Here is a 1,975-nt window from a genome sequence, read left to right as displayed (position 1 = left end):
TGGCTCCACCAGCGGCGGCCAGATGCCCGGCGGCACCGTCGGTGACTGGATCAAGCAGGCACTGCAGGTATTGCAGCAGTTGGGCTACAACATCAGCACGATCGATCCGCAGGCCATCGCGATCATCATCCAGTACGAATCGGGCGGCAATCCCAATGCCACCAACAACTACGACAGCAATGCGGCCGCTGGTACACCCTCGATCGGGCTCATGCAGACCATCGGCCCGACCTTCAACCAGTACGCCGCGCCCGGGCACCAGAACATCTACAACCCGGTCGACAATATCGTTGCCGGGGTCCGTTACGCGATAGGCCGATACGGCTCGGTCAGCAATGTGCCGGGCGTCAAGGCGGTACGCAGCGGCCGAGCGTACGAGCCCTACTGATGCCACCACCGCAGCGGGACACACCGGATCCGAGCCTCGACAACGCGCATGAGACCCCGCCCGGCACAACGACATCCGCACCACGCCGGAACGCAACGCGACGCAGTCCGCCGCGGGCGCCGACCGGCCCATCGGCCGCTCTCGCACAGCAGCCTGCCGCGACCGCGGCCGTACGCGGCCCGGCGGCGGGACCGGTCGCCGAATCCGGAACCGCGGCAACCGGATCGCCCACGGTCGCCCGCCCCGACGCACTCGCCGGATTCGGCACCAGCGCGCCGTACGCGACGGCGGCGCTCGGTGCGCTGGCATCCATTTCCGCCCAGTACGGCACGGCCAACCCCACCGCCGATACCGGTCAGCCGTACGCACCGCCCGCGCTCGGCTCCGGACAACCGACCTCATGGCCCGGCGAATCGGGATCACAGTACGCGGCGAACAATCTCGATACCGGACGCCGCGCGCAATCGACGCAGTCGTTGAACGCCGAACTCGGCGGCCTGCTGGGCGGTGCCGCCGATAGTACGATCCAGGGCCGGGCGGCCATCGATGGCATTATCGCCGAGGTGAATACGGCCATGACCGCACTCGGCGGCGTCGCCGATACCACCGCCGGGCGTCAGATGCTCATCACCACACTCAGCAATGCCCTACAGCGCGCAGGCGCCGTGCTCGGACAGGGGCAGTCGGCGGCGGCGATCACCGCGGATAGGGTTGCCGCACTGGCCGACCGGTTCCTGCAGAATGCGCGCCCGACCCGGCAGCCGCCGCGCCGGGCCCAACCGAGCACAGGCGGATCCAGTGCGCGCCCGCCGCGCACGCGCCCGTCCGGTCAGCAGGGTCAGTGGATCAACGACGCCCTGCGCATCCTGGCCGCCAATGGCTACGACACCCGGTACATCAATCCCGCCGATATCGCCGCGATCATCCAGCACGAATCCGCGGGCGATCCGAATGCGATCAATCTCTGGGACAGCAACGCCGCCAAGGGAACTCCGTCCAAGGGTCTGATGCAGACCATCGACCCCACCTTCAACGCCTACGCGCTGCCCGGCCACCGCGATATCTGGAATCCGGTCGATAACATCATCGCGGGCGTGCGGTACGCCATCGCCCGCTACGGCTCGGTCAGTGACGTGCCCGGCATCCAGGCGATGCACCAAGGCGGACATTACGTTGGATACTGAGCGGGCGCTGCGGTCGACGTTCGACTGTCAAGACCAGCGGGTGGCGTGATAGCCGCTCGGCAAATTGATCACTTTGACGACGTCTCCGGTGTGCGGGGCCTCGACACACTGGCCGTTTCCGATATACATCATGACGTGACCAGGATTCCCATTGTTGAATTCAGAGTCGGGAAAGATCAGGTCACCGGGGCGGATATCGGCCGGATTGACCTTCTGCAGCTGTTGGTACTGGGCGGAGGCCACACGTGGAATGCTCACACCCGCCTGGGCCGCCGCGTATTGCATGAGCCCGGAGCAGTCGAAGGAATTCGGCCCCTCGGCCCCCCACACATACGGATTGCCAAGATGGGCCAAAGCGACCTGGATCGCCTTCTGCGCGGCCGCGGATGTTCCGGCGGCCGAG

Annotated in this window: 3 protein-coding genes; 2 read left to right on the top strand and 1 reads right to left on the bottom strand. The window is 66.7% G+C overall.

From position 1 onward, the window contains the following. On the top strand, positions 1-388 hold a 388-nt coding region (locus ABZW16_RS43850), incomplete at its 5' end, for a transglycosylase SLT domain-containing protein (protein ID WP_354962086.1). Beyond that, positions 388-1,572, top strand: coding sequence for a transglycosylase SLT domain-containing protein (locus ABZW16_RS43845; protein WP_354962085.1), 1,185 nt, complete (start codon positions 388-390; stop codon positions 1,570-1,572). The genes ABZW16_RS43850 and ABZW16_RS43845, both read left to right, overlap by 1 nt. 27 nt (positions 1,573-1,599) lie before the next feature. On the opposite strand, the gene ABZW16_RS43840 is transcribed toward ABZW16_RS43845, so the two are convergent. Further along, positions 1,600-1,975: C40 family peptidase (locus tag ABZW16_RS43840; protein WP_354962084.1), on the bottom strand; the 376-nt coding region annotated here is incomplete at its 5' end.

The sequence above is a fragment of the Nocardia sp. NPDC004604 genome (assembly GCF_040609795.1).
Classification (GTDB): Bacteria; Actinomycetota; Actinomycetes; order Mycobacteriales; family Mycobacteriaceae; genus Nocardia.
The sequence above is the reverse complement of the archived record's forward strand: the minus strand, read 5'-3'. Positions and strand labels throughout refer to the sequence as shown.

Excerpts from the sequence above, each read along its gene's own strand:
- ABZW16_RS43845 (WP_354962085.1), top strand. The coding sequence starts at position 388 with ATGCCACCACCGCAGCGGGACACACCGGATCCGAGCCTCGACAACGCG.